Source organism: Microbacterium sp. SORGH_AS_0888 (assembly GCF_030818905.1).
Taxonomy (GTDB): Bacteria; Actinomycetota; Actinomycetes; order Actinomycetales; family Microbacteriaceae; genus Microbacterium.
Map to the genome: position 1 here is coordinate 3091047 of NZ_JAUTAZ010000001.1, position 25774 is coordinate 3116820.

A 25774-nucleotide genomic window follows, 5' to 3' on the forward strand; every position below is an offset into this window, starting at 1 on the left:
ATGAGGCATGCCCGAACACGTCGTCCTCTTCGACACCGACCTCGGCACGGATGTCGATGACGCCCTGGCGCTCGCCGTGCTCCTCGGCACGCCCGAGGTGGAGCTGCGGGGGGTGACCACCGTCTACGGCGACACCGTGCTGCGCGCGCGTCTGGCCGCGCGCTACGCGGCGCTGGCCGGGCGACCCCTGGTCGCGGCCGCCGGGCGGGAGCTCACGCTCTCCGGACGCGAGGTGTGGTGGGCCGGTCATGAGGGGACCCTGCATGATCGACTCGAGCGCGAGCAGGTCTCCGACGTCGACGGCGTCGAGGTGCTCGTCTCGAGCGTCCTGGCCGAGCCGGGGCTCGTCGACGTCATCGCGGTGGGGCCGCTGACCAACGTCGCGGCGGCGATCGAGCAGGACGCCCGTTTCGCGCCGAGCGTGCGTCACCTGTGGATCATGGGCGGCGCCTTCGAGACCGACGAGCCCGAGCACAACCTGCGCAGCGACGTCACCGCCGCCAACCGCGTGTTCGCGGCCGGCATCCCGACCACGGTGGCATCCCTCGATGCCACGCGGAGGGTCGTGATGCGCGAGGAGCAGCTCGGCGTGATCGCCCGCAGCGGACCGCTCGGCGCAGCGCTCGAGCGCGACATCCATCAGTGGTGGGCGTTCTGGAACGAGACCTGGAACGTGCCGCACGACCCCGTGGTGGTGCTCGCGATGACCCGGCCGGAGCTCTTCTCGTTCTCGCCGTTCGGCACCGTCACCGTGATCGCCGACGGCCCGGAGGAGGGCGTGTCCCGCTTCGTGCCCGACCCCGCCGGGACCGTGCGCTACATCGACGGCATCGACACGGCCGCGGTGGCCGAGGCGATCGTCGCCGGGGTCGTCGCCGCGCAGGCCTGAGCCGCCGGGCGCGCTGGGCAGGGTCCGGCGTGCCTCAGCGGGCGTCGACCGCCGCGACCACGGCCTCCGGGGTGTCCGGGGTCGAGGCGAGGATCCCCATCAGGTAGGCGGCGAACCGCTCGCCGTCGATCCGGGCCGCGGCGGTGGCGTTCGGCGCATCCGACCACCGGTCGAAGACCGTCGCCCCGCGGGTGAGCGCGGAGTCGGTCTCGACCGCCACCCGGTAGGGCACGTCCTCCTGGCCCAGCTCGACGTCGAGCGACAGCGCGACGGACAGCGAGTCGGGGTGGGTGGAGCCGTCGATCCCGGCCTGCAGGTCGAAGTCGAACGTGGCCTGGTTCGCGCGCACGAAGAAGCGTGAGAGCGGCGTGCCGAGCGCTGCGATCTCGTTCACCCGCTCCTGGTCGAACACGGCGTCGCGCAGGGTCAGCGGATCCCATGTGACCAGTCGCACGTCCGGGAAGCCCGCTCGCAGGGTGATGGCCGCTGCCTCCGGGTCGACGTAGATGTTGAACTCGCCCGCCGGGGTGATGTTGCCGCGGCCGTTGATCGAGCCGCCCATGATGGTCAGGCGCTCGACGCGTGCGGCGAACCCGGGGTCGAGCGCGGTGGCCAGCGCGATGTTGGTGAGCGGCCCGATCGCGACGATCCGCAGGCGGCCCTCGTACTCGCGGGACAGGCGGATGAGGGCGAGTGCGGCATGCTCGGACTCGGGCTGCTGCCCGTCCTCGGGCCGTCGGATGCCGCCGACACCGTCGCCGTGCACCTCGGCGGCGTCGACCCAGTCCCGCAGCAGCGGGCGGTCGGCGCCCAGGTGCACGGGGACCTGACCGGCGCGACCGGCGAGGGCGATCGTGAGCAGCGCGTTGTGCACCTGCTGCTCGAACCCGACGTTGCCGGCGACCATCGTGACCGCTTTGAGGTCGCTGCGCGGGTCGAGCATCCCGACCAGGAGGGCGAAGCAGTCGTCGGCGGCGGTGTCGGTGTCGATCACGAGAGGAATCACCTCGCGAGAGTACCTGAACGGCGCGGCCCGCCCGGCGGCGGAGGCCCGCCCGGCAGGGCGATGCGCCCGAGAGTTTACGGACCTGTAACAGCCGCGCCTCATGGCGTGCGTGCAAATGCATTTGCATAGTCACATGGCGCGCGTGTTGCTCGTAGGAGAGTCCTGGTTCGTCCACTCGATCCATCAGAAGGGTTTCGACTCGTTCACGACCTCCACATATGAGGAGGGCGGAGCGGAGTTCGTCGCCGCACTCCGCGGGGGTGACCACGTCGTGACCCACATCCCCGCCCATCGCGTCGAACACGACTTCCCCCGCACGGCGGCCGGGATCGCGGACATCGCGGATGTCGTCGTCCTCTCCGACATCGGGGCGAACACCTTCCAGCTGCCCGCCGAGGTGTTCGCCCGCTGCGGTGTCGTCGAGGACCCGATCGCCGCGCTGCGTGAGTTCGTGGCCCGGGGAGGGGCGCTGCTCATGGTGGGCGGGTACCTGAGCTTCTCCGGGATCGACGCGAAGGCGCGCTGGGCGCACACGGTCCTCGCCGAGACGCTCCCGGTCGGCGTCCTCGACCGCGACGACCGCATCGAGCTGCCGGCCGGCGCGGCGCCGCGGGTGTGCGAGCCGACGCATCCGATCGTCGCCGGCCTCGACCGCGAGTGGCCGCCCGTGCTGGGGCTGAACCAGGTGGTCGCCGCCCCCGCGGGCGCGGTCCTCGCGACGGTCGACGCGCATCCGCTGCTCGTGGTGGGAGAGTGGGAGGCGGGACGCACCGCCGCCTTCACGTCCGACCTCGCGCCCCACTGGGCCCCGCCCGCCTTCCTGGCGTGGCCGGGCTACGCCGTCCTGTTCGACCGCATCGTCCGCTGGCTGTCCCGAGAGGAAATCGCATGACAACTCCCCACATCGCGGCCCGGGAGGGCCAGATCGCGAGTCGTGTGATCATGCCCGGCGACCCGCGGCGTGCGCAGCGCATCGCCGAGACCCGGCTGGAGAGGCCCGAGCTCGTGACGGACGTGCGCGGCATCCTCGGGTTCACGGGGCTGTTCGAGGGCGAGCCGATGACCGTCATGGCCTCCGGCATGGGCGCCCCCTCGATCACGATCTACGCGACCGAGCTCGTGCGCTTCTACGGCGTGCGCTCGATCGTCCGCGTCGGGACCGCCGGCGGCATCCACCCGGATGTCGCGGTGCGCGATGTCGTCGTCGCCACGGCCGCGCACACCGACTCGGCCATGTCGCAGACGCGGGTCCCGGGCGTCGTGTTCAGCCACGCCCCGGACTTCTCGCTCGCCGCCGCGGCCGTCGCGGCGAAGGCCGCGGTCGCCGTCCCGGTGCACGTCGGCTCGGTGTTCTCGTCCGATCACTTCTATGCGACGCCGACGGAGCGGTTCGCCCAGCTCGCCGCGCACGGAGCGCTCGCGGTCGAGATGGAGGCGGCGGGGCTGTACGCGGTCGGCGCCGCGGAGGGGGCTCGGACCCTCACGGTCCTCACCGTGACGGATCTGCTCGCCACGGGGGAGTCGTTGTCGGCGAGTGATCGCGAGACCTCGTTCGACGGCGCATTGACGCTCGCGCTCGCCGCGCTGCGGGAGCCGCGCGAGCGGTGACGTGCGGATCCCGTCTCGGTGATCGAGGGTGCCTCCGCGGGAGGGGGCGCCGTGCGTCGTGTCGCCCTCCACTGCTGTTGCCTTCGCTCCGCACCGGTGCGTCTTGCGCAACAGTCGCGTAGGCTGAGGAGATCCCTGAGACCGAGGAGCCCCGCATGAGCAGCGCAGACGTCGCCGACGATGTCGCCGGATCGGGTGGCTCGGTGCAGTCCGTCGACCGGGCCATCCAGATCCTCGAGATGCTGTCGGACGCCTCCGCGCTCGGAGTGAGCGAGATCTCCCGCCGTCTCGGCGTCCACCGCTCGACCGCGTTTCGGCTGCTGGCGACCCTCGAGGCCCGCAACCTCGTCGAGCAGGAGGAGCGGCGGGGCACCTATCAGCTCGGCTTCGGCGTGCTGCGGCTGGCCGGCCGCATCACCGCGCGCATGGACATCGTCAAGGACGCGCAGCTCGTGTGCGACGAGCTCACCGCAGAGCTCAACGAGACGAGCAACGTCGCGATCCTCGACAACGGCGCCGCGGTCAACGTGACGCAGGCGACCGGGACCCGGCTGGTGTCGGTCACGCGCCAGTACGTGGGTCAGCGGACCCCGCTGCATGCGACGTCGACGGGCAAGGTGCTGCTGGCCCACGCCGCGCCGGAGGTCGTGAGGCAGGTGCTCGCGCAGCCGCTGGAGCAGTGCACCGAGAACACGCTCACCGTGCCGGCGACGCTCGAAGAGCACCTCGAGCTCGTGCGTCGTCGTGGGTGGGCGGCAGCCGCGGAGGAGTGGGAGTACGACACGAACGCGCTGGCGGTTCCCGTGCTCGGCATCGACGGCTCCGTGGTGGCGGCGCTGAGCATCACCGCTCCCAGCTTTCGGATGCCGGAGACCGCGTTCCCCGACCTCGTCGAGGTCCTGCTGCGTCATGCTCGGCAGCTGAGCGCCCGTCTGGGTGCGGCGGTCTGACCTCGCCATCGCGGCTCCATGGCCGTGATGTGTCACGGATGTTTCTGTCCAGAGAAGAATCGCGACGCTCGCCTCGTCGGCGTTGACACTGCCTCTGCGGGGGGATGAAAATCGGCATGTCGCGCGTAATGCGCAACATGTCGCGTCATACGCGCGACATCCCCGTTCCGATGCGCCACGGCTCCCGCCCGCCGGGCGCGCCCCGTCGAAGGATCACGAGATGCCCGCTACCGTCGTCCGCTCCCACGACAACGTGACCACCCGCCGTCTGGTCGCCGAGCGCACACCCGGGCACAGCCTCCCCGCCCCCTTCTACACGAGCGACGAGATCTTCGACCTGGATCTCGAGGCCGTCTTCGGCCGGCACTGGATCTTCGTCGCGTCCGAGGCCGAGATCCGAGAGCCCGGCGACTACGTCACGGTCGAGTTCGGCAAGACCTCGCTCATCGTGATCCGCGACGACGACGAGAACGTCCAGGTGCTGCACAACGTCTGCCGTCACCGCGGTGCCCGCATCCTGACTCCCGGCGCGGGCTCGGTGGGGAACCTCGTCTGCGGCTACCACCAGTGGACCTACAAGCCCGACGGGACGCTCGTGTGGGCGGCATCCGCGGCCGACGACTTCGACACGAGCTGCCACAGCCTGCGACAGGTCGCGTTCCGCTCGATCGCGGGCCTCATCTACGTGAACCTCTCGGACGAGCCCAACGACGACATCGACGAGGTCGCGGCCATCGTCGAGCCCTACTTCGAGCAGCACCAGCTGCGGCGCGCCAAGGTCGCCAAGCAGATCGACCTCATCGAGCTGGGCAACTGGAAGCTCACGATGGAGAACAACCGCGAGTGCTACCACTGCGACATGCACCCCGAGCTCGGCTGCACGTACTTCATCACCTGGGGCTACCCGGAGGACGCCATCCCGCCGCACCTGCAGGAGACCCACGAGCGCTACCTCGCGGCCGAGGCCGAGCTTGAGCACAAGTGCATCGAGCGCGGTCTCGCCTTCCGGGGCATCGAGCAGCTCGACACGCGCACGATGGGTTTCCGGGTGCAGCGCGAGGCGCTCGACGGTGAGGGCGAGTCGTACAGCATGACCGGCGCCAAGCTCGTGACGAAGCTCCTCGGGGACTTCGACGACGCCAAGCTGGGGCGCCTGTCGATGCACACGCAGCCGAACTTCTGGTGCCACTTCATGGCCGATCACGCGATCACCTTCGCGGTCCTGCCGATCGCGCCGGGCCGCACGCTCGTGCGCACGACGTGGCTCGTGCACGAAGACGCCGTCGAGGGCGTCGACTACGACGTCGACGACCTCACCTACGTGTGGCGCGCGACCAACGATCAGGATGCGGAGTTCGTCGCGCTCGCCCAGCGCGGCGTCACCGACCCCGCCTACATCCCCGGCCCGTACGTGCCGAGCGAGTACCAGGTGAACGCGTTCTGCAACTGGTACATCGACCAGCTCAACGCCCACCTGGATGCCGAGTCTGCCGAGGCCGCGCAGTGACCCCGACGTTCGCGCCGGCGGCTCTGCTGCACGATCACGACCGCTGGGACGACGACCCCGCCCCTCGGATGCTGCGGTGCACCCGCATCGTCGCCCGCACGCCGCAGGTGTCGACCTTCGAGTTCGTCTCGGACGACCGCCGCGCCCTGCCGCGCGCCGCCGGTCAGTACGTGACGGTCAGCGCCGACATCGACGGCGAGCGGGTCAGCCGCTGCTACACCGTCAGCTCGCCGCCCACCCGCCCGTACTCGGTTCAGCTGACGGTCAAACGCGAAGCCGACGGCGTCTTCTCGCGGTGGCTGCACGACACCCTCCGGGTGGGTGACCGCCTCGAGCTGAGCGGACCGGCGGGGGAGTTCTCGACCGCCTTCCACCCCGCGGAGCGCGTTCTGCTGCTGGCGGCGGGCGTGGGAATCACGCCGATGGTCGCGGTCCTGGAAGCCCTGCACGACCTCGGCGACGCCACGGACGCGGTCCTGCTGCACAACTCGCACGACCCCGACGCGGTCGTGTTCCGCGACGAGCTCCGCGCCCTCGCGGCGGGCAGCGACAGCATCCGCGTGATCCAGGCCGTCTCGGTCGACCCCGCCGGCAGGTGGGAGGGACCGGTGGGACGTCTGGATGCCGACATGCTCACGCGGAACGTGCCCGACCTGTCCGCGCGTGAGGTGTTCGTCTGCGGCCCCGACGCGTACATGCAGCATGCCGTGGCGCTGCTGGAGGAGCTCGGAGTCCCAGCCGAACGCATCCACGTCGAGTCGTTCGTGCTCGCCGAGATCGCTCCGCCCGAGGTCAGCGACACCGAGGGCGCGCCGGGCCACACCGTGCACTTCGCGCGCAGCGGGAAGAGCGTCGTGATCGCGGAGGGGGAGACCGTCCTCCAGGCCGCGAAACAGGTGGGCATCCGGATCATGACGTCGTGTCAGAACGGTCTCTGCGGCACCTGCAAGATCGTCAAGATCGCGGGCGAGGTCGACATCGCGCACAATGGCGGCATCCGCCAGCGGGAGATCGACGCCGGCAAGATCCTCGCCTGCTGCTCGCGGCCGAAGGGGCCCGTGGAGGTCGACGTCTGACCGCGCCCGTTCCCGGCTCGTCGTCCGCACCGCGTGCGACAGTTGATGGATGCTCCGACTCGCGCAGATAGATGATGCCGATGCGATCGGACGCTTTCAGACACGGGCGTGGGAACAGGCCTACCGCGGTCTCGTCGCCGATGAATACCTGGATGTCACGACATGGCGGGTCCGCGCCGCGCGCTGGCGACACAGGATCGCGTCCGGCGAGCGTGCGGTGTGGCTCGCAGAGGTCGACGGGGCCGCGGTCGGCGTGGCGAGCACCGCACCGACGTCGAAGGACCGCCCCGATCTGCCGGCGCTGGAGCTCGCGTCGATCTACGTGGATGCCGCCTGGCACGGTCGCGGAGTGGCGTCGTCGCTGCTGGACCACGCGATCGGCGCCTCGCCCGCGCATCTGGGGGTGTTCGACGCGAACGCCCGAGCGCAGCGCTTCTACGCGAAGCATGGATTCGTCGCGACGGGCGACGTGCAGGTCGACGCCGACACAGGGCTGGGCGAGACGCGATGGGTGCGGGGCGGCTCGGACTGACGACGCTCAGCGACGCTCCCCGGAGATCGCTGCAGGCCCGAGGGCCGATCGCGGGTGCGACGTCGAGTCGGCCTTCGCGCGGTTCTCGCTTGCTCCTCACGCTACGTGAGGTTCTCGCGTCGGCGTCATGGACAGGACGATAGGTGAGGTCGCGGCGCAAGCCGGGGTCACGGAGCGCACGTTGCGGTACTACGAGGAGCGAGGGCTGCTCGTGCCCGAGCGCGGCAGCGACGGACGTCGGCGATACGACGCGGCACAGGTCGAGCGGCTGTATCGGATCCGATTGATGCGGGAGCTGGGGAGCCCGTTGGCGGGGCTCGATCCGGACTCGACGGACCTGGTCGGTCTGACGGAGCGACGTCTGGCCGACATCGACTCGAGGATCGCCGAGCTGGCGCGACACCGGCAGCGCGTGCGAACGGTCGAGGAGCGCCTGCTGAGCGGTGACGTTCCCACCGACGGCGAGCTGCTGGGCGTCCTGGCCGGCATCGATGATGCCGAGTCGGGCCTGGATCGGCGGCTGACGCTGCTCGTGTATCGCGATATCGAGGCGGCGCAGCGGTATCTGGTCGAGGTGTTCGGTTTCGCGCCGGGGAATCTGGTGCGTGACGCGCCACCCACTGCATGGCGATGTACGTCTCGGACGTCGATGCCCAGTACCGTCGCGCGCGTGGAGCGGGCGCGGAGATCGTGTACGAGCCGACCGAGATGTCTTATGGTGTGCGCGAGTTCGGGGCGCGCGACGGAGAGGGCACCCTCTGGTCGTTCATGCAGGCGGGTGTCGAGTGACCTCTGGCCCCCGCTCGCCGAGCGAGAACGCCTCGGGCACGTCAGGCCGCGGCGCGAGCGGGAGCCGCAGCGCGCTCAGGACGCCTGCAGCACGGCACGCGTCGGATCGAACAGCGTCGGTGGCAGCAGCGCCGAGGACCCGTCGAGCGCGAGGTCGGCGAGGATCTCGCCGACCACCGGGACGAACTTGAAGCCGTGGCCGCTGAAGCCGCACGCGATCTGGATCTGCTCGTGGCCGGGATGCGCCCCGATGACGAAGTGCTCGTCGGGGGTGACCGAGTACAGGCACGTCTTGGCCTGCACGAGCGGCCCCGTGACGAAGGGGAACAGCTGCAGGGCACGCTCGCGCATCTCGGCGACCTCGTGGTCGTAGACGTTGCGGTCGATCGTGTTCGCGGTCGTGGGCGTGCCCTTGCGGAAGAAGCCGAGCTTGAGACCGCCCGACGGGCCGTCGGTCATCGGGAAGCCGTAGATCTGCCCGTTGCCGTGGGTCTCCTCGATGTAGACGGGATGCTGCGCGTCGCTGTAACGCTCGTAGGGCACCGCGTCGCTGTAGTCGGGGGCGAACCAGTAGAAGATCATGCGATCGATCGACAGCGGCAGGCGCAGCTCCGGAAGCACCTGCGGCGCCCACGGTCCCGGGGTGACGACGAGACGGTCGGCACCGTAGGCGCCCTGCGTCGTGACGACCTCGACACCGCCGTTCGGTGTCGCCTGCCAGTGCGTGACCGGCTCGTGGAAACGCAGGGTCGCGCCCTTGTGGGCGGCGACCTGGGCGTTGGCGATCGTCGTCTCCTCGGGACGCACGTAACCGGCGTTCGCCTCGTAGACGGCGAGGGCGTCGTCGGCGGGGTCCATGGTCGGGAAGCGGCGGCGGATCTCGTCGGCGTCGAGGATCTCGTGCGGCAGGCCGTGGAGCTCCGACGCCTCCTTGCTGCCGCGGAAGGTGATGTCATCCGGATCACCGATGTAGATTCCGCCGCAGAGCTCCATGATGTCGCGGCCGGACTCGGCCTCGAGCTTCCGCCATCCCTCGTACGCGCGCTGCAGCAGCGGCACGTACTCGGGACTCTCGAAGTACGACTGACGGATGATGCGGGTGCCGCCGTGCGCGGCACCCTGGTCGTGGCCGGGCTCGAAGGTCTCGAGCCCGAGGACCTTCGTGCCCCGCTCGGCGAGCATGTTGGCTGCGGCCCCGCCCATCGATCCCAGTCCGAGGACGATGACGTCGTAGTGCTCCATCGTGGTTCTTTCTCCTTGTCTGTCGGCGGGCGCTCGGCTCAGCGGCGGATCGCGGCCATCTCGGGGTCGTACAGGGGCTCGGCGCGCACGGTCGCCGACAGGCGCTCGGCGAAGTACTCGACCTCGAGTGCCGTGCCGGGCTCGGCGAGCTCCGGCGGCAGCCAGGCGTACGCGATCGAGACCCCGAGCGTGTACCCCTGGTCGGCGCTGGTGACGTAGCCCGCCGCCTCCGCCGCCCCGGGGAGGAACACCGGCTCTGAGCCCAGGACGACTCGCGTCGGGTCGTCGAGGGTGAGCGGCACGAGGCGGGTCGTGACGGGGCGCCCCACGAGGGCCGCCTTGCCGACGAAGTCGTCCTTGTCCATGCGGACGGCGAAGTCCAGACCCGCCTCGGCGGGGGAGTGCTCACGGGTCATGTCATGGCCGAAGGCGCGGTAGCCCTTCTCCAGACGCAGGGCGTTGAACGCTCGCCGCCCGGCCGCGACGAGACCGTGCGCTCGCCCGGCCTCCCACAGCGCGTCCCAGAGGAAGACAGCGTTGTCGGCGCTGACGTAGAGCTCCCAGCCGAGCTCGCCGACGTAGCTGACGCGCAGCGCGAGCGTGCGGACGCCCGCGACATCGATCTCCTTCGCGCGGAAGAAGCCGAACCCCTCGTTCGACACGTCGTCGTCGGTCAGGCTCTCCAGCACCGCGCGTGCGCGCGGTCCCCACAGGCCCAGGCCGCCCTGGCCGGGGGAGAGCTGCCGCACCCACACCCCCTCGGGCGCCCGCTCGCCGAGGTGCACGAGGTCGAGGTTGCCGTTCGTGCCGATCATGTAGCGCTCGGTGTCGAGCCGGGTCACGGTGACGTCCGACAGGATTCCGCCCTGCTCGTCGAGCAGCATCCCATAGACCACGCGGCCGACGGCGACGTCGACGTTCGTCGTGAGCAGGCGCTGGAGCAGGGCGGTCGCTCCGGGGCCGAACACCTCGACGCGGGGAAGCGCGGTCAGGTCGTAGAGGGCGACGGCGGTGCGCGTGGCGTGCGCCTCGGCCGCGGCGATGGGCGACCAGTTCTGCGCGGCCCAGTCGTCGCGCACGGGAACGGTCTCGAGCTCGTCGACGAGCGGCGCGTTGGCCTCGAACCACAGCGGTCGCTCCCAGCCGCCGCCCTCGCCGAACACCGCGCCGAGCTCTTCGTAGCGCTGGTGGAAGGGCGTGCGCCGCAGGCCCCGCAGGCGCCTCGTCGCGGTGTGCGGATGGCGGATGTCGTAGACCTCGTCGTACGACTCCGACGAGCGTTCGCGTGTGAACCGGCGGCTGACGATCGCGGGATCGAAGCGGTTGACGTCCAGGCCGTGGGTGTCGACACCCGGGTCGCCCGAGACGATCCAGTCGGCGACCGCCTGTGCGACGCCGGCGGACTGCGTGACCCACACGGCCTGCGCGAGCCACAGCCCGTCGGTGCCCGGCACGGGGACCGAGCATGGGTCCCCCGTCGGGGGTGAAGGAGAAGATCCCGTTGTACCCGGACTCGAACGAGACCTGGCGCAGCTCGGGCAGCAGACGCCGAGCCTCCTCCCACGACGGGGCGAAATCGTCCCAGGTGAGGGGATGCATGGCCGGGTGCACGCCCGTGGCGGCGAACTCGTCGGCATCCGCGATCTCCGACTGCTCGACGGGGATCGGACGATGGTTGTACGCGCCGATGCCGATGCGGTCGACGTACTCGCGCAGGTAGAGCGAGAAGTCCTGGTGGCGCAGCATGGGGCGCCGCGCCTCGTCGGTCGGCACGTTCGCGCCGCGCAGCGAGGGAACCGGTGCGCTGTAGCCGAAGCCGTGCTCCATGGGCTGCATGGGGATCTCGAAGCCGAGGAGGTCGCGTGCCACCCCCGGCCCCCAGAGCCCGGCGCAGGAGATCACGATGTCGGCGGCGACGACATCCGGCTCCGCCGATCCCGCCGGGACCGGCACGACCTTGACGCCGGTCACCCGGCCCCCGCTGCGCTCGATGCCCACCACTCGGGTGCTGCCGACGATGCGCGCCCCACGGTCGCGTGCACGCTCGGCCTGCCACTGCACCGCGGCGGCGCTCTTGACGATTCCGTCGGTGGGGGTGAGGAATCCGCCGAGCACGGCGGACACGTCCAGGCCCGGCCACAGCCGCGCACACTCCTCCGGCCCGATGAGCTCGCCCGGCACCCCCCACGCGTGGGCGAGCCCGCGACGGCGCTTCAGGTCGTGGAGGCGCTCCGGGGTCGTGGCGATCTCGAGCCCGCCGACGCGCTTGAGCAGCCACTGGCCGTTCAGCGAGGCGCCGTCGAGCTTGTCGAGCGTCCGTGCGGCGAGCTGCGTCATCGTGCGGTCGGTGTTGGTCTGGAAGACGAATCCCGGCGCGTGCGAGGAGGAGCCGCCGGTGATGTACAACGGCCCCTGCTCGAAGACGGTCACGTCGGTGAAGCCGCGCAGGGTCAGCTCATCGGCGAGTGCTGCGCCCACGACGCCCAGACCGATGACGACGACGCGGGGACTGCGGGAGGGGGACGAGACCATGGGGCATACCTCGGGATCAGGAGCGTGCGCGGGACGAGTCGACCGGCGCGGGTGTGGCGGGGGAGAGGAAGAGGTGTGGCGGGAGGGGGCGGCAACGCGCCGCCCCCTCCCGGGGTGGGGTGGCTACTTGATGCCCTCGAGCATCGTGGCGACCTTGTCGGGGTTGTCGGTCACCCACTTCTTCGCGGCATCCTCGGGCGACATGTTGTCCTTCGCGATGTACGCCGCGACGACGTTCTGGTCGTCATTGGTCCACGAGAAGTTCTTGAGGAGCTTCGCGGCGGGGGTGTCCTTCGCGTACCAGGACGCCGAGGCGATCTTGTCGAGCGTGTAGGGCGGGTAGTCGCACGCGACCTTCTGCGGGTCCGCGTCGCAGCCGTCCGTGTACGCCGGCAGGGTGATGTGGCCGAGCTTCTGCTCCGAGAAGAACCAGTGCGGCTCGTAGAAGTACGCCAGCAGCGGGGTGCGGTTCGCCTGCGCGGAGCGGAACGCCTCGATCAGGGCTGCCTCCGAGCCGGCGTAGACGACCTTGTAGTCCAGGCCGAGGTTCGTCACCAGCGCCTCGTCGTTCGTCACGTAGCTCGGGTCGCCGTCGAGCAGCTGTCCCTTGCCGCCGGACTCGCTGGTCTGGAACAGGCTCGCGTACTTGTTGAGGTCGGCGGAGGTCTTCAGATCCGGGTAGGCCTCGGTCATCCACTCGGGGATGAACCATCCGATCACCCCCTCGTTGCCCGTGGGGCCGACCTCGACCGCGCTCTTGTCGCCGTCGATGTACTTCTTCTTGAGGTCCGTGTGGCCCCAGTTCTCGATGATGGCGTCGATCTCGCCGGTCCCGAAGCCCTGCCAGGCGACCTCTTCCGAGATCGACTTCTGGACGATGGTGCATCCCAGCTCGTGTTCGGCGAGGTACGTGTACACGGCGGCGTCGGCGGTGTAGCCGACCCAGTTGTTCATCGCGAGGTTCGTCGTGCCGCAGGCGGCGCCGCTGGCGCTCGCCGACGCGTCGTTCAGCGAGGACCCGCACCCGGCGAGGGCGAGGACGCCGGCCGAGATGACGGCGAGCGCGGACAGGGTGCGGATGCGTCGTTTCGGTGCGTGGTGCATGGATTCTCCTTCGTGAGACTCTCTGTGGGCGAGCCGAGGGGCTCGGCTCATGCGGTGGCGGTGCGAGGTGATCGGGTTATCGATCTCCGGCGGCGCCGAGGCGACGTCGCGGGAGCTGTGGAGGCGCGCGGGGCGCGGTGCGCGAAGGCCTGGGTGGTGCGGTCGAGCAGCATCCCCCAGATCACGATCGCGAGACCCGCAGCCAGTCCCTTGCCGAAGAGGTCGGTCTGGACGAACCCGGCGACGACCAGGTAGCCGAGGCCCCCGCCGCCGACGAGACCTCCGATGACGACCATCGACAGGACGTAGATGAGCGCCTGGTTGACGGCCAGCGTGATCGCCGGGCGGATCATGGGCAGCTGTACCTTGACGACGGCCTGCCAGGGGTTCGACCCGGTCGAGAGCACGACCTCGCCGAGCGTCTCGGGAAGCTGACGGATCGCGTCCGCGACGATCTTGATCGAGATCGGGGCCGCGTAGATGACCGCCGCCACGATGGCGGTGAAACGGTTGGGGCCGAAGAGTCCGAGGAACGGCACGAGGTAGACGAACGCGGGCATGGTCTGGGCGGCGTCCAGGATCGGCCGCAGGACCGCGTCGACACGGGGGACGCGCCCCATCCACACGCCCAGCACCAGCGCGATCGCGACCGTGATGGCGCTGGCCACGACGGTCGAGGCGAGCGTGACCATCGAGGGGCCCCACACGCCGAGCGCCCAGACCGCGACCATGCCGACGAGGGCTCCGACCCCGAGCTTCACGCGCCCCGCCACGGTCGCGACGATCGTGAGCGCCGCCATCACCACGACGACCGGGGACTGCTCGAGAAGGGCCTGGAGCGGGTTGAGGAGAGCCGTGGTCACGATCTCCTGCACGGTCGAGGTGACGTCGCCGAAGACGGAGCTCACCCACGCGGAAGCCGCGTTGACGCCGCTCTCGATCGCTCCGCCGATCTCGAGCTGCGCGGGGAAGATCGCGGCCCACAGCTGGGTGCGGGAGAGGATGACGCCGGCTGCGGCGATCACGGCGCCGGCGGCGTACGCGGCTCGGCGCGGCCATACGGCGGCGGAGCGGCGTGCGGCGACGACCGCCGGATCGGCGCGACGCCCGATCGCCGTGGTCACCCGGTCGAGCACGATGGCCAGCAGCACCACCGCGAGTCCGGCGTTGAAGGCGCGCCCCACGTTGAGCGACTGCAGGGCCTGGACGACGGTCTGCCCGAGCCCGGGGGCGGCGATGAGGGCGGCGATCGTGACCATCGACAGGGCCGCCATGGTCGTCTGGTTGATGCCGAGCACGATCGAGCTGCGTGCGAGCGGCAGCACGACCGTGCGCAGACGCTGGCGCGGGGTGGCGCCCAGCGAGGCGACGCTCTCGTCGATCGACTCCGGGATGTCGCGCACCCCGTGCGCGGTGAGGCGGATCACCGGCGGTGCCGCGTAGATCATGGTCGTGATGACCGCGGCGGCCGGACCGATGAGGAAGATCAGGGCGAGAGGGGCGAGGTAGACGAAGGTCGGCATCGTCTGCATGAAGTCCAGCACCGGCGTCACGATCCTCTCGACGCGCCGGGAGCGGCCGGTCCACACGCCCAGGGGAATGCCGACCAGGAGTGAGAAGAACACCGCGGCGAGGGTGATCGCCAGGGTCTGCATCGCCTCCGTGTAGAGGCCCTGCACGCCGATGACGAGGAGGAAGCCGACGGTGAGAGCGGCGACGCGTGCGTTGCCGAAGACCCACGCGATCCAGCCGAAGACGAGGATGCTGCCGAGCCATCCGATCTCGGGGTAGCCGAGTCCGTAGGGCGTCGCGGCCAGCGCCGCAAGGAGGAACTGCACCACGGCGTTGACGACGACACGCACGCCGTCGAGGGCGATGAACAGCGGGTTCGTCGCGCGGTTGTCCGACACCCACTCCTTGACGTCGTTGAGGAGCTGATGGACGTCTGTGAGCGCTGCGACCGGGAGCGTGTCCGTGCCCTGGCCGTGGGAGAGGGCGAAGACGACGAGCCAGAGCACTCCGACCCCTGCGAGGATCGCGCCCGGGACGGAGACGCGGCGCGGACGGGGTGCGGACTGCAGCGCGGCGGCGTCGATCCTCGTGATCTCGACCGTCGTCGGCGCGGCCGGCGCGCTCATGACGGATGCCGTTCGCCGGCGACGGTGCGCAGGACCGCATCGCGGTCGACGACGCCCAGCGGGGCGCCGGCGGCGTCCACGATCCTCACCGGGCTCGGTGAGCCGAGGAGCGTCGGGATCGCGTCGGCGATGACCGTGGTGGCGGGCAAGGTCGGCGCGTCGGGGGCCGCCTCGCCGGGGCGGACGATCCACTCCAGGGTCAGCACGCTCGCGATCGGCACGTCCGAGACGAAGTCGGCGACGTAGTCGTTGGCGGGCGCGCCGACGAGCTCGGCGCCCGTTCCGATCTGCTGCAGCTCCCCGTGGCGCATGATGAGGATGCGGTCGCCGAGCTTGAGCGCCTCGGAGAGATCGTGCGTGACGAAGACCATGGTCTTGCCCATCTCGTGGTGCAGACGCACGATCTCCGCCTGCATATTGCGCCGGATGAGCGGATCGAGGGCGGAGAAGGGCTCGTCGAACAGGAGCACGTCCGGGTCGCCGGCCAGCGCTCGCGCCAAGCCGACGCGCTGCTGCATCCCGCCGGAGAGCTGCGACGGGTAGCGCCACTCGTACCCCTCGAGCCCGACCAGCGCGACCATCTCCAGCGCCCGCGCCCGGCGTTCCGCTTTGCCGATGCCGCGGATCTCGAGGCCGTAGGCGATGTTGTCGACGACGGTGCGGAACGGCAGCAGCCCGAAGTGCTGGAACACCATCGCCGCCTTGGTCCGACGGAACTCCCGCAGGGGTCCCGGAGCCAGGGAGAGCAGGTCGTCCCCGCGCATCGTGATCGCACCCGCGGTGGGCTCGATGAGGCGGGTCAGGCAGCGCACGAGGGTGGATTTTCCCGACCCCGACAGGCCCATGATCACGAACACCTCCCCGCGGCCCACGCGGAAGCTGAGGTCGCGGACGGCGACGACGCTTCCCGTGCGCTCGAGGATCTCGGCCGTGCTGAGCTCGGCGAGCCGCTCGTCGCCGACCACCTTCTCGGGGTTGGTGCCGAAGACCTTCCAGAGGCCGTCGACCTCGAAGTCGTCGACGCTCGACGCGGCGGGCGGGTGGAGGGGTGGCGCCATGATCGTGCTCATCTGCGTGATCCCTTTCGTGAGAAGGTCAGTTCCGGCCCGCGGGAGCGAACCAGTGCTGGGGCCTCGGGTCGAGGTTGTGGTAGACGTGCCGGGCCTCGCGGTACTCGTCCAGGCCGGCCAGGCCGAGCTCCCGTCCGTTGCCCGACTGGCCGAACCCGCCCCATTCCGCCTGGGGCAGGTACGGGTGGTAGTCGTTGATCCAGACCGTGCCGTGGCGCAGGCGACTCGCCACCCGCTGGGCGCGTCCGGCGTCCTGGGTCCACACCGCTCCGGCGAGACCGTACGGGGTGTCGTTGGCGATGCGCACCGCCTCCTCCTCGTCCCGGAACGTCTCGACCGTGAGCACGGGCCCGAAGCTCTCCTCGTGCACGACGCTCATGGAGCCGTCGCAGCCGTCGAGGATCGTCGGCAGGTAGTAGAAGCCGTCGGCCAGAGCGGGGTCGGACGGCGCCGCACCGCCGCATCGCAGCACGGCTCCCTCGGCGATGCCGGCGCGCACGTAGGCGTCGACCTTCTCCCGATGGGCGGCGGAGATGAGCGGCCCCGTCTCGGCCGCCGCGTCGAACGGGCCGCCGAGCCGTATCCGTCGGGCCCGTGCGACGAGCTCGTCGACGAAGACGTCGTGGAGGGACTCCTCGATCACCAGCCGGGCGCCCGCCGAGCACACCTGTCCGCTGTGCAGGAAGATCGCGGTGAGCGCGTAGTCGAGGGCCGTCTCGTGGTCGGCGTCGGCGAAGACGACATTGGGGTTCTTGCCGCCGAGCTCCAGCGCGACCCGCTTCACGGTCGCGGCGGCCGAGGCCATCACCCGCCGGCCCGTCGCGAGCCCGCCGGTGAACGAGACGAGATCGACGTCGGGGTGCGTCGTGAGCACCTCGCCGACCTCGGCGCCCGTCCCGGTGACGAGGTTCGCCACCCCCGTGGGCAGCCCCGCCTCGGTGAGCGTCTCCATGAGCAGCATCGCGGTCGAGGGGGTCAGCTCGCTCGGCTTGAGCACGAGGGCGTTGCCCGCCAGCAGCGCGGGGGCGACTTTCCACGCGGTCTGGAGCAGCGGGTAGTTCCAGGGGGTGATGAGGCTGCAGACCCCGACCGGAGCGTACTCGACGCGGCTGCGGCTGTGCGGGTCGCCGGTGTCGACGAGGCGGCCCGGATGGGCGCCGGCGAGGGTCGCGTAGTACCGGAAGCAGGCGATCACGTCCTGCATGTCGAGACGCGCCTCCACGATGCGCTTGCCCGTGTCGCGCGACTCGGCCGTGGCGTACTGCTCGAGATCGCGCTCGATCAGATCCGCCGCGCGTTCCAGCAGGCGCCCCCGCTCGCGCTCGGGCGTCTCGCTCCATGCTCCTGAGCGCCAGGCGGTCGACGCCGCCGCGACGGCGTCGGCGGCATCCTGCGCATCGCACTCGCTCACGGTGCGCACGAGCGTGCCGTCGGCGGGGCAGCGGATCTCCCGCGAGGCGCTGGCGTGCGGGGTGCGCCATTCGCCGGCGACGTAGAGCGACGAGCTCATGCGGACGCCGCCTTCGCCGGGCCCTGGGCGACGTAGTACGGCACGTCCTCTGCCGGGAGCGGCGGCACGCCGCGGATGAGATCGGCGGCCTTCTCGGCGATCATCATCGTGGGCGCGTAGATGTTGGCGTTGGTCACGAACGGCATGACGGAGGCGTCCACGACGCGAAGCCCGGTGGTGCCGTGCACGCCCATCGTGCGCGGGTCGGTGACCGCCATCGGGTCCTCGGCCGGACCGAGCTTGGCGGTGCCGCACGGGTGCAGGGCCGTCTCGGCCTCGCGGCCCACCCAGTCGAGGATCTCCTCGTCGGTGCTGACCGCGGGGCCCGGAGCGATCTCGCCCCCGTTGAACGGCGCCATGGCCGGCTGGGAGAGGATGTCGCGCGCCACGCGCACGGCCTCGACCCACTCACGCCGGTCGTTCTCGGTGCTGAGGTAGTTGAAGACGAGCTCGGGGTGCTCGGTCGGGTCGGTCGAGCGGATGCGCAGGCGTCCGATCGTGTCGGCGTACATCGGTCCGACGTGCACCTGATAGCCGTGGGCGACATCCGCGATCTGCCCGTCGTAGCGCACCGCGACGGGCAGGAAGTGGAACATGAGGTTGGGCCAGCGCACGTCGTCGTTGGAGCGGACGAAGCCGCCGCCTTCGAAGTGGTTCGTCGCGGCGGGGCCCGTGCGGCCCAGAAGCCACTTCAGGCCGGTCATCGGCATGCTCAGCGGTCGGAGGTACGGCTGCATGGAGACGGGCTGCGTCGCCTCGTGCTGGATGTACACCTCGAGGTGGTCCTGGAGGTTCTCGCCGACCCCGGGGAGGTCGACGACGACGGGGATCCCGAGCGAGGTGAGCAGCTCGGACGGACCGACCCCCGACAGCTGGAGCAGTTGGGGGGTGTTGATGGATCCCCCGGCGAGGACGACCTCATTCGCTCGCACCGTGTGCGTGCGCCCGTTCCGTCGGTACTCGACGCCGACGGCGCGCGTGCCCTCGAAGAGGATCCGCGTGGCCAGCGCCCGGGTCTTCACGGTCAGGTTGGGGCGCGAGCGCCAGACCGGACGGAGGTAGGCGCGGGATGCCGAGAGGCGCCGGCCGTGGCGCACGTTGCGGTCGAAGGGGCCGAAGCCCTCCTGCCGGAACCCGTTGACGTCCTCCGTGCGGGGGTAGCCGGCCTGCTCGGCCGCGGCGAAGAACGCCTGGAAGAGGGGGTTGGTGGCGGGGCCCTTCTCGAGCTCGAGCGGTCCGTGGTGACCACGGTAGGGGTCGCCGATCGACGCGGCGAGCGCGTTCTCCATCCGTTTGAAGTAGGGCAGGCAGTGCGCCCAGTCCCAGTCCTGCATCCCCGGCAGCTCGCCCCAGCGCTCGTAGTCGAGCGGGTTGCCGCGCTGGAAGATCATGCCGTTGATCGAGGACGAGCCGCCGAGCACCTTGCCCCGGGCATGGGCGATGCGGCGGCCGTGCATGTGGGGCTCGGGCTCGGACTCGTACTTCCAGTCGTAGAGGGCGTGGCCGCTGGGGAAGGTGAGCGCGGCCGGCATCTGGATGAACAGATCCCACGGCCAGTCGCTGCGTCCCGCCTCGAGGACGAGCACGCGCGCGGCGGGATCGTCCGAGAGCCGCCGCGCCACGACGCTGCCCGCGCTGCCGCCGCCGACGACCACGTAGTCGTAGCTCTTCGGTGCGGGGCGGCGGGTGCGTGCGGAACGGCTCATGGCATCCTCGGGGTTCGGGTGTTGCGCTGAAGGAAACGTCTGTGCGATCTGCGCAACACACTAAGGGCGCCATCCGTCGCGAACCAGGTTTCGCGAGCGAGCGTGACGCAGTTTTTACACGGCTGTTACGCGGCGCCCGGAACGGCTGTGCGCGGCCGGACTGTTGCGTATCATGAATCGCGTTGCGGATTGTGATGCGTCAGGTCACCTCTGTCAAGACCGCGACAACGTCCGGAACCGGGATTTCACCGGGGGGAAACACCCGGCATCCCGCGTTTGACGAGCGGGGTCCGGACCCCTTAGCGTGCCCCACACGACAACTCCACACGCCGATCGAACCCCCGCGGGAGAGCCCGTGTCCCACGCGGACGCGGCGCCGAAGGAGCAAGCCCTCCCCGCACAATCTCTCAGGCCCAAGACCGTGGGGGCGAGGCGACTCTGGAAAGCAGGCACGCCTGCGCCCACGGTGCAAGCCGCCATCCGCGGTGAAGCTCTCAGGCCCGATGACAGAGCGGGGAGGTGACCCATCCGACCGCCGCGCGCCCGCGCGGTACCGACAGGGAGCCTCCCACCATGCCCACTGAGACCGTCCGTCCTGCGGCGTCGCGCGCCGCTGCCCTCCTCACCGCTCCGCTCGCAGACATCGATCCGGAGATCGCCGCCGCCCTCGACGCGGAGCGCGAACGTCAGCGCACGACCCTGGAGATGATCGCGTCCGAGAACTTCGCCCCGCTCGCGGTGATGGAGGCCCAGGGCTCGGTCGCCACGAACAAGTACGCGGAGGGATACCCCGGCCGCCGGTACTACGGCGGCTGCGAGCACATCGACGTGATCGAGCGTCTCGCGATCGAGCGCGTGTGCCGGGTGTTCGGCGCCGCCTACGCCAACGTGCAGCCGCATTCGGGCGCACAGGCGAACGCGGCCGTGCTGTTCGGCCTGCTCGAGCACGGCGACACGATCCTCGGTCTCGATCTCGCCCACGGCGGGCACCTCACGCACGGGATGCGGCTGAGCTACAGCGGGAAGGCCTTCGACGCCGTCGCGTATCACGTGGGCGCCGACGGCTACATCGACATGGCCGAGGTCGCCGCGCTCGCGCGCGACAGGCGGCCGAGGCTCATCATCGCCGGGTGGTCGGCGTACCCTCGCCACCTCGACTTCGCGCGTTTCCGTGAGATCGCCGACGAGGTCGGCGTCTACCTGTGGGTCGACATGGCGCACTTCGCCGGCCTCGTCGCCGCGGGCGTGCACCCGAGCCCGCTGCCGTACGCGCATGTGACGACCTCGACGACGCACAAGACCCTCGGCGGGCCGCGTGGCGGCGTCATCCTGACGGACGATCCCGACATCGCCAAGCGCATCGACCGCGCGGTGTTCCCCGGCCTGCAGGGCGGGCCGCTCGAGCACGTCATCGCGGCCAAGGCGGTCTCGTTCGGGATCGCGGCGGGGGAGGAGTTCGCCGCCCGTCAGCGCCGCACGCTTCGCGGCGCGCAGATCATCGCGAGCCGTCTCACTCAGCCGGACGTCGCCGCAGAGGGCGTGCGCGTGCTCACCGGCGGCACGGACGTGCACCTGCTGATCGTCGATCTGGTGGCCTCTGCGCTCGATGGGAGGCAGGCCGAGGACCGGCTGCACGAGGTCGGGATCACGGTGAACCGGAACGCCGTGCCGAACGACCCCCGCCCGCCGATGGTGACGTCGGGGCTGCGGATCGGCACACCCGCGCTCGCGACGCGCGGCTTCGACGATGCGGCCTTCACGGACGTCGCGGAGATCATCGCCGAGGCGCTGCGCGCAGACCTCGCACCGGAGCGCATCGCCGAGCTGCGAGCGAGGGTCTCGGCGTTGGCCGCCGCGTATCCGCTCTACGAGGACGTGCGCTGATGGTCGTCAGCGCGTTCGAGCTGTTCTCGGTGGGTGTCGGGCCGTCGAGCTCCCACACCGTGGGCCCGATGCGTGCCGCGAGGACCTTCGTCTGCCAGCTGGGCGACGCGGGGCTGGACGCTCACGTCGCCCGGCTCCGGGTGGAGCTGCTCGGCTCGCTCGGGGCCACCGGTCGCGGCCACGCATCGGATCGCGCCGTGCTCATGGGTCTCGCGGGGGAGCGGCCCGAGAGCTGCGATCTCGAGCTCATGCGCGACATCGACGAGCGGATCCGTCGCGAGGGTGTGCTGCGGCTCCTGGGCCGATCCCCGGTCCCCTTCGACGTCGATGCCGACGTCGTGCTCGACGGGCGGCGCTCCCTGCCCTTCCATCCCAACGCCCTGGTCCTGACGGCGTGGGACGCCCGGGGCGCGGTGCTGTCCGAGCGCACCTTCTACTCGGTCGGCGGCGGGTTCGTCGTCGCCGACGGCGACGCCGGCGCACCCGGCGCACCGGCCGGTGACGTCGGCGCGACCCATCCCTTCCGCACCGCCGACGATCTGCTCGCCCGCTGCGAGGAGTCGGGACTGTCGATCGCCGAGATCGCGCTCGAGAACGAGCGGGCACGTCGTGAGGCCCCTGACGTGCGGCGCGGGCTCCTGGAGATCTGGGACGTGATGAGCGGATGCATCGATCGCGGCATCCGCACCGAGGGGGTTCTTCCGGGCCGCCTGCGCGTGCCCCGTCGCGCGCCCGACCTGGCGCGTCAGCTGCGGGCGGAGGTGGACTCTCCCGATCCGCTGCGCGGCACCGACTGGCTGACCCTGTTCGCGATGGCCGTGAACGAGGAGAACGCCGCCGGCGGACGCGTCGTCACAGCGCCCACGAACGGGGCGGCGGGCGTCATCCCCGCCGTGCTGGCCTACTACCGTCGGTTCGTGCCGGGCGCCGACGAGGACGGCATCGTGACGTTCCTTCTCACAGCGGCCGCGATCGGCTCGATCTACAAGGAGACCGCATCGATCTCCGGCGCCGAGGTCGGATGTCAGGGAGAGGTCGGGTCGGCCTGCTCGATGGCTGCCGCGGGGTTCGCCGCCGTCCTGGGCGGGACCCCGCGACAGGTCGAGAACGCCGCCGAGATCGGCATGGAGCATCATCTGGGCATGACGTGCGACCCGGTCGGAGGTCTCGTCCAGATCCCGTGCATCGAGCGCAACGGCGTGGCCGCGGTCAAGGCGGTCACAGCGGCGCGCACGGCGTTGCGGGGCGACGGCACCCACATCGTGTCGTTGGACAACGTCATCCGCACGATGCGTCAGACCGGCGCCGACATGAAGGCGAAGTACAAGGAGACCTCCCGTGGGGGCCTCGCCGTCAACGTCGTGGAGTGCTGATCCGGCGCGGCGGCCGGGGTCAGGACCTCCCTCGGAGGGTCCGCAGGTCGTCGGCACTCAGCCCTAGCCCCTCGCGACGCCGCAGCCCAGCCGGTGCGGTCCTTGCCCGTCGTGCAGGGGAACAGCGCGGCGCCCTGGCGGTTCTCGTCGATGAGGCTCAGACGGGAGGCGCGCTCCGTCGCGCTGCGCGAACCGGTGTCAGGAGAAGTCCTCGGCAGGTGCGTAGCCGTTTCCGGTGAACTTCTGGATGACGACGCCGCTCATGGCCGGGAGGTCGCTGTTCGTGGTGTCGATCGTGCTGCCGGGGAGGAGGAACGGCGCCTCGAAGCCGGAGATGGAGCGGAGCGCGGTCATGAAGCCGTCGCGGTTCGGCTCCGTCATCGACGAGAAGGCCTTCTCGAGGATGGAGCTCCCGATCCAGCTCCAGACGCACTGCGGGAACGCCGGGACATCCGTCTGCCTGGTGTAGGTGTGGAGCGCGTCGAGGAACTTCTTGCCGTCGTCGCCGGCCTGCACCGCGGGGGAGGCGATCGACTGGGACGAGGACGACGTGTAGATCCCCGCGAAGGTGTCGGCGACGCCCGAGGGCGCGATCAGCGCCGGGCTCGACGAGGTCGACGGCAGGAAGACATCGGGATGCCATCCGATGGCGCTCGCCTGCTTGAGCGAGCCGACGACGAGGGGCGCCAACGACGACATCGCGTTGAAGAAGATGTCGGCGTCGGTGGAGGCCAGGTCCGTCACCTGGGCGTTGACGTCCGTCGCGGTCGTCTCGAAGCCCGCCTCCTTGACGATCGTCACGTTGGATGCCCCCGCGATGGCCTCCTTGAACCCCTCGACGTATCCCTTCCCGAAGTCGTCGTTCTGATAGAGAACCGCGACCTGGTGGGTCGAGCCGGACTTCCTCACGAGCTCGCCGAACGCCTTGCCCTCCTGCTGGTAGATCGGGAGAAGCCCGAGCTGCCAGGGGCTCTGCGCCGGGTCGCTGAAGATCGGATCGCCGGTCTGCACGAGCACCTGCGGGAACTGGTCTGCGATCGCCGCCTCGCGCCACGCACGGTTGGTGGGGGTCCCCAGGCTGAGCACGCCGCCGAACACCCCGTCGGCCCTCATCTGCTGATAGTTCGCGGCCGCGCGCTGGGGGTCGTAGCCGTCGTCGTAGGTCTTGATCTCGACCTTGCGCTGCTTGCCGTCGCCGAACGTGATGCCGCCGTCGGCGTTCTTCGCGTCGAAGTAGGCGACAGCGCCGTCCACCGCGCAGTTGCCCACGCCGGCCGCGCTTCCCGACAGCGGCGAGGTGATGCCGAGCGTGATCGTGGTGTCGGTGATGCCGGGGGAGGACGCGGCGCCGCTGGAACCCGGTCCTCCGCTCCCATCGCGAGCGCACCCGCTCAGGGTGACCGCTGTCACCAGGACCGATACGACCGCGACGGTCGCGCGGCACGACGTATGTGTGATCTTCATGGCACCTTTGCCTTCTGTGATCTCACCTCGGTCACCCACATCACCCGAGGTCTGTTGCGCCCCGCCGCCATCGGCGAAACGTTGGAGGTGGCTCCGGTGTCATCCTGGGAAGCGGAGGGTTGTTCGGTCAATCGAGACAAATCGTTCAACAAGCGCGGAAAAACCGGGCATCCAGGCGGGGTGCGGCCTTCCCGGGCGCTGCAGCCCCGGCTTCGTCGCGACGGAGACGTGGATGGTGTCGCTCGCGCGTCGCTCAGCTCGCGTACTGCTCGCGGGCGAGCTGGGCGAACGCTCGCGCGCGCGGCGAGGGGGTTGCGTCGCGGGGCCACGCCAGGATCACGGGACACGCCTCGACCGCCGGCCGTATCTCCTTCTCGACGATCGAACGCCCTTCGTAGCTGGACTTGTTGCGTGGGCGCTGGACGAGGATCGCGTAGGCGAGGTTCCGGGCGACGAGGGACCGCGTCAGCTCCAGGGTCTGGGTGCGGTGCCTCACCAGCGGCACGAGATCGCGGTTCTTGAAGAGCGACATCGCGTAGTGGGCGCTGGGCGGCTGATTGAACAGCGCGAGCGGTTCGACGGCCAGCTGCTCGAGGCTCACCGACTCCGCTGAAGCGAGCGGATGGTCTGTGGCGAAGAGCGCGTAGGCGCGTGGCTCGTACAGCACGAGGGCGGCGAGGTCTGCGGTGATGTCCAGGTCGTACATGACGGCGATGTCGAGTTCGCCCTCGATGAGCTTCTCCTGCAGTGTGATCTGGTCGCCTTCGACGAAGTCCACGGTCACTTTCGGATGCTGTGCCTCGAAGGCCTCGAGCAACGGGGGCAGGACGGTCGGGGCGAGGGTCACGAAGCAGCCGACGACGAGCGGCCCGACAAGCTCGGCCGCATTGCCACGGGCGAGATAGCTGAGCTCGGAGGCGTCCCCGAGCAGCGTCTTCGCGCCCCGGAGCACGACCCGCCCCACGGGTGTCAGCGTCACTCCGTGCGAACGTCGTCGCACGCAGAGGTTCGCGTTCAGCGACCGCTCCAGCTCCGCCAGCGATGCCGCCAGCGCAGAGGGCGACATGAACAGGCGTTCGGCCGCGCCGCTGATGGTTCCCGTCTCCGCGATCGCCACGAAATGGGCGAGCTGACGTAGCGAGAAGTCGTTCCAGTTGAGCGGGTCGCCTCGCTCCAGTCCGGCCGTGCCGCGTCCTGCGCGTTCGGAATGCATACGTCCTCCTTGACATCGACGCACCCTGTCGAGACCAGACGGTATCACCGGCTCAGTCGTGGAAGAAAAGAGAATTAGCGAGGTTGACCAGGTTTAGTGGGCCCGCGCACCATCGGAGGGACATCGGATTTCGGATGTCGAGTGAACCGGACAACGTCGTCCGACGCGGCCACGTGAGCCG

Annotated in this window: 21 protein-coding genes, 2 pseudogenes and 1 riboswitch; of the genes and pseudogenes, 11 read left to right on the plus strand and 12 right to left on the minus strand. The window is 70.4% G+C overall.

Annotated features, from left to right (window positions below):
• The first annotated feature begins 7 nt into the window (after nucleotides 1–7).
• Nucleotides 8–889, plus strand: a complete 882-nt coding sequence (locus QE381_RS15030; RefSeq protein ID WP_307219449.1) for a nucleoside hydrolase — start codon at nucleotides 8–10, stop codon at nucleotides 887–889.
• Nucleotides 890–923: 34 nt separating this feature from the next.
• On the opposite strand, the gene QE381_RS15035 is transcribed toward QE381_RS15030, so the two are convergent.
• Nucleotides 924–1895, minus strand: coding sequence for a nucleoside hydrolase (locus QE381_RS15035; RefSeq protein WP_307219451.1), 972 nt, complete (start codon nucleotides 1893–1895; stop codon nucleotides 924–926).
• Nucleotides 1896–2028: 133 nt separating this feature from the next.
• Here QE381_RS15035 and QE381_RS15040 point away from each other — a divergent pair, with 133 nt between their 5' ends.
• From QE381_RS15040 to QE381_RS15075, 8 genes and pseudogenes are all read left to right on the plus strand, one after another.
• Nucleotides 2029–2787: a glutamine amidotransferase gene (locus QE381_RS15040; protein WP_307219453.1), complete on the plus strand. Its 759-nt coding sequence runs from the start codon at nucleotides 2029–2031 to the stop codon at nucleotides 2785–2787.
• Complete coding sequence (gene deoD / locus QE381_RS15045) at nucleotides 2784–3503, plus strand: purine-nucleoside phosphorylase (protein ID WP_307219455.1); 720 nt, start codon at nucleotides 2784–2786, stop codon at nucleotides 3501–3503. The genes QE381_RS15040 and deoD overlap by 4 nt, the downstream gene beginning before the upstream one ends.
• A gap of 155 nt (nucleotides 3504–3658) precedes the next feature.
• On the plus strand, nucleotides 3659–4453 hold the full coding sequence (locus QE381_RS15050) for an IclR family transcriptional regulator (RefSeq protein WP_307219457.1): 795 nt from the start codon (nucleotides 3659–3661) through the stop codon (nucleotides 4451–4453).
• Nucleotides 4454–4673: 220 nt separating this feature from the next.
• The gene (locus QE381_RS15055; RefSeq protein WP_307219459.1) at nucleotides 4674–5960 is read left to right on the plus strand and encodes an aromatic ring-hydroxylating dioxygenase subunit alpha; all 1287 of its coding nucleotides are present in this window, start codon (nucleotides 4674–4676) and stop codon (nucleotides 5958–5960) included.
• A complete protein-coding gene (locus QE381_RS15060) occupies nucleotides 5957–7036 on the plus strand; it encodes a hybrid-cluster NAD(P)-dependent oxidoreductase (RefSeq protein ID WP_307219460.1) in 1080 nt (359 codons plus the stop codon). The genes QE381_RS15055 and QE381_RS15060 overlap by 4 nt, the downstream gene beginning before the upstream one ends.
• A gap of 49 nt (nucleotides 7037–7085) precedes the next feature.
• Nucleotides 7086–7568, plus strand: coding sequence for a GNAT family N-acetyltransferase (locus tag QE381_RS15065; RefSeq protein WP_307219462.1), 483 nt, complete (start codon nucleotides 7086–7088; stop codon nucleotides 7566–7568).
• Between the two features lie 127 nt (nucleotides 7569–7695).
• Nucleotides 7696–7872: pseudogene (locus QE381_RS15070) on the plus strand (MerR family transcriptional regulator); the annotation flags it as partial.
• A 320-nt stretch (nucleotides 7873–8192) separates the two neighbouring features.
• Nucleotides 8193–8357 carry a glyoxalase/bleomycin resistance/extradiol dioxygenase family protein gene (locus tag QE381_RS15075; protein ID WP_307220601.1) on the plus strand — a complete coding sequence of 55 codons (165 nt, stop codon included), beginning with the start codon at nucleotides 8193–8195 and terminating at the stop codon, nucleotides 8355–8357.
• Nucleotides 8358–8432: 75 nt separating this feature from the next.
• On the opposite strand, the gene solA is transcribed toward QE381_RS15075, so the two are convergent.
• The 8 genes and pseudogenes from solA to betA form a co-directional block, all read right to left on the minus strand.
• Nucleotides 8433–9599, minus strand: a complete 1167-nt coding sequence (gene solA / locus QE381_RS15080; RefSeq protein ID WP_307219463.1) for an N-methyl-L-tryptophan oxidase — start codon at nucleotides 9597–9599, stop codon at nucleotides 8433–8435.
• A 38-nt stretch (nucleotides 9600–9637) separates the two neighbouring features.
• On the minus strand, nucleotides 9638–11053 hold the full coding sequence (locus QE381_RS15085; RefSeq protein WP_307219464.1) for a glycine cleavage T C-terminal barrel domain-containing protein: 1416 nt from the start codon (nucleotides 11051–11053) through the stop codon (nucleotides 9638–9640).
• Nucleotides 11054–11081: 28 nt separating this feature from the next.
• Nucleotides 11082–12131: pseudogene (locus tag QE381_RS15090) on the minus strand (NAD(P)/FAD-dependent oxidoreductase); the annotation flags it as partial.
• Nucleotides 12132–12254: 123 nt separating this feature from the next.
• Entirely contained in the window at nucleotides 12255–13235 is a 981-nt protein-coding gene (locus QE381_RS15095) for an ABC transporter substrate-binding protein (protein WP_307219466.1), read from the minus strand.
• A 47-nt stretch (nucleotides 13236–13282) separates the two neighbouring features.
• Entirely contained in the window at nucleotides 13283–15373 is a 2091-nt protein-coding gene (locus tag QE381_RS15100; RefSeq protein ID WP_307219468.1) for an ABC transporter permease subunit, read from the minus strand.
• Nucleotides 15370–16443, minus strand: a complete 1074-nt coding sequence (locus tag QE381_RS15105; protein WP_307219469.1) for a glycine betaine/L-proline ABC transporter ATP-binding protein — start codon at nucleotides 16441–16443, stop codon at nucleotides 15370–15372. Before QE381_RS15105 ends, QE381_RS15100 begins: the two co-directional genes overlap by 4 nt.
• A gap of 25 nt (nucleotides 16444–16468) precedes the next feature.
• Nucleotides 16469–17953, minus strand: a complete 1485-nt coding sequence (locus tag QE381_RS15110) for an aldehyde dehydrogenase family protein (RefSeq protein WP_307219471.1) — start codon at nucleotides 17951–17953, stop codon at nucleotides 16469–16471.
• On the minus strand, nucleotides 17950–19659 hold the full coding sequence (gene betA / locus QE381_RS15115) for a choline dehydrogenase (protein WP_307219473.1): 1710 nt from the start codon (nucleotides 19657–19659) through the stop codon (nucleotides 17950–17952). Before betA ends, QE381_RS15110 begins: the two co-directional genes overlap by 4 nt.
• A gap of 334 nt (nucleotides 19660–19993) precedes the next feature.
• A riboswitch (glycine riboswitch) is annotated at nucleotides 19994–20091 on the plus strand.
• Between the two features lie 141 nt (nucleotides 20092–20232).
• Here betA and glyA point away from each other — a divergent pair.
• Entirely contained in the window at nucleotides 20233–21543 is a 1311-nt protein-coding gene (gene glyA / locus QE381_RS15120; RefSeq protein WP_307219475.1) for a serine hydroxymethyltransferase, read from the plus strand.
• Entirely contained in the window at nucleotides 21543–22916 is a 1374-nt protein-coding gene (locus QE381_RS15125) for an L-serine ammonia-lyase (RefSeq protein ID WP_307219477.1), read from the plus strand. The genes glyA and QE381_RS15125 overlap by 1 nt, the downstream gene beginning before the upstream one ends.
• On the opposite strand, the gene QE381_RS17965 is transcribed toward QE381_RS15125, so the two are convergent.
• The 3 genes from QE381_RS17965 to QE381_RS15135 form a co-directional block, all read right to left on the minus strand.
• On the minus strand, nucleotides 22838–23134 hold the full coding sequence (locus tag QE381_RS17965; RefSeq protein ID WP_373426996.1) for a tyrosine-protein phosphatase: 297 nt from the start codon (nucleotides 23132–23134) through the stop codon (nucleotides 22838–22840). The two genes, QE381_RS15125 and QE381_RS17965, sit on opposite strands and share 79 nt — an antisense overlap.
• The gene (locus QE381_RS15130; protein WP_307219478.1) at nucleotides 23115–24380 is read right to left on the minus strand and encodes an ABC transporter substrate-binding protein; all 1266 of its coding nucleotides are present in this window, start codon (nucleotides 24378–24380) and stop codon (nucleotides 23115–23117) included. Before QE381_RS15130 ends, QE381_RS17965 begins: the two co-directional genes overlap by 20 nt.
• Before the next feature lie 253 nt (nucleotides 24381–24633).
• Nucleotides 24634–25593 (minus strand): LysR family transcriptional regulator, encoded by a 960-nt coding sequence (locus QE381_RS15135; RefSeq protein ID WP_307219479.1) that lies wholly within the window; start codon nucleotides 25591–25593, stop codon nucleotides 24634–24636.
• Nucleotides 25594–25774: the final 181 nt, after the last annotated feature.

Bases quoted from the DNA above. Each gene is read 5' to 3' on its own strand.
- QE381_RS15030 (WP_307219449.1), top strand. From the start codon at position 8: ATGCCCGAACACGTCGTCCTCTTCGACACCGACCTCGGCACGGATGTC.
- QE381_RS15040 (WP_307219453.1), top strand. From the start codon at position 2,029: ATGGCGCGCGTGTTGCTCGTAGGAGAGTCCTGGTTCGTCCACTCGATC.
- deoD (WP_307219455.1), top strand. From the start codon at position 2,784: ATGACAACTCCCCACATCGCGGCCCGGGAGGGCCAGATCGCGAGTCGT.
- QE381_RS15050 (WP_307219457.1), top strand. From the start codon at position 3,659: ATGAGCAGCGCAGACGTCGCCGACGATGTCGCCGGATCGGGTGGCTCG.
- QE381_RS15055 (WP_307219459.1), top strand. From the start codon at position 4,674: ATGCCCGCTACCGTCGTCCGCTCCCACGACAACGTGACCACCCGCCGT.
- QE381_RS15065 (WP_307219462.1), top strand. From the start codon at position 7,086: ATGCTCCGACTCGCGCAGATAGATGATGCCGATGCGATCGGACGCTTT.
- QE381_RS15075 (WP_307220601.1), top strand. From the start codon at position 8,193: ATGGCGATGTACGTCTCGGACGTCGATGCCCAGTACCGTCGCGCGCGT.
- solA (WP_307219463.1), bottom strand. From the start codon at position 9,599: ATGGAGCACTACGACGTCATCGTCCTCGGACTGGGATCGATGGGCGGG.
- QE381_RS15095 (WP_307219466.1), bottom strand. From the start codon at position 13,235: ATGCACCACGCACCGAAACGACGCATCCGCACCCTGTCCGCGCTCGCC.
- QE381_RS15100 (WP_307219468.1), bottom strand. From the start codon at position 15,373: ATGAGCGCGCCGGCCGCGCCGACGACGGTCGAGATCACGAGGATCGAC.
- QE381_RS15105 (WP_307219469.1), bottom strand. From the start codon at position 16,443: ATGAGCACGATCATGGCGCCACCCCTCCACCCGCCCGCCGCGTCGAGC.
- QE381_RS15110 (WP_307219471.1), bottom strand. From the start codon at position 17,953: ATGAGCTCGTCGCTCTACGTCGCCGGCGAATGGCGCACCCCGCACGCC.
- betA (WP_307219473.1), bottom strand. From the start codon at position 19,659: ATGAGCCGTTCCGCACGCACCCGCCGCCCCGCACCGAAGAGCTACGAC.
- glyA (WP_307219475.1), top strand. From the start codon at position 20,233: ATGCCCACTGAGACCGTCCGTCCTGCGGCGTCGCGCGCCGCTGCCCTC.
- QE381_RS15125 (WP_307219477.1), top strand. From the start codon at position 21,543: ATGGTCGTCAGCGCGTTCGAGCTGTTCTCGGTGGGTGTCGGGCCGTCG.
- QE381_RS15130 (WP_307219478.1), bottom strand. From the start codon at position 24,380: ATGAAGATCACACATACGTCGTGCCGCGCGACCGTCGCGGTCGTATCG.
- QE381_RS15135 (WP_307219479.1), bottom strand. From the start codon at position 25,593: ATGCATTCCGAACGCGCAGGACGCGGCACGGCCGGACTGGAGCGAGGC.